Annotated in this window: 1 protein-coding gene; it reads right to left on the reverse strand. The window is 46.9% G+C overall.

The features are described 5' to 3' along the window. Window positions 1–847: RHS repeat domain-containing protein (locus tag GY683_RS00895; RefSeq protein ID WP_367274103.1), on the reverse strand; the 847-nt coding region annotated here is incomplete at both ends.

The raw sequence follows: 847 nt of genomic DNA on the forward strand, positions 1-847 counted from the left end.
CACCAACCCATTTACCGACTGGGCTAGCTCATTGCCGTCTTTATCCACAGGCACCATGGTTTTTTGAATCACTCGCCCATGCTTATCATACACATAGCCAACCTTCTTACCCTGAGAAATCAGACTGGTTGGACGTTTGGTTCGACCATCAATCCCTTGTCCATTTAAATCTTGTTCATCCAAACCTTGTGAATCAACACCTTGACCTGTCTGTCCTTGACGCGTGGCATAAGGCAACGGCACCCGATTACTCGCAGGGTCAAAGGCAAATCGCTCTTGCACCCCTTGATGCTGATTAAAATCGGTGAGCTTATGCTCGGTTAAGCGTCCGAGCTTGTCATACTGATACTGATGATTGCGTTGATAGTGATTGACAATCACTTGGTTGGGTCGATGGGCGACCGCTTGGGTCAATCGAGTAGAACTTGCGATATGGGTGAGTTGACCGACTTTATCATAGGCATAACTGCGTTCAATCACGATATGTTTGTCATTGCTACTGTACTGCTTAACCAGTCTACCCATTGGGTCATAGCCAAAGCTTGATAGCAGTTCGCCTTGTTGCCGTGTCAGCTCTTGGTGTAGCTTGTTGGTGGTGCTATGGCGGATCTCAAAGATGTTGCCTTGTTCATCGGTGAGGCTTTGGTTATACAGATGCCCTGAGCCGTAATACAACTGATTTAAGCATTTGCCATCAGGCAGGGTGGTTTTAATGCGATTGCCCAGTTCATCATATTCATGCGTGAGTGTTTGGCTGATAATGGCTTGTGTTGATTGATTGTGATTGCCAATATCTGCATGGCTGTGATGACGGTGCAGAGTCTCACTAATTATCTGTCCCACAGGG

Origin of the sequence: Moraxella sp. (assembly GCF_024227015.1) — a bacterium.
Lineage (GTDB): Bacteria > Pseudomonadota > Gammaproteobacteria > Pseudomonadales > Moraxellaceae > Moraxella.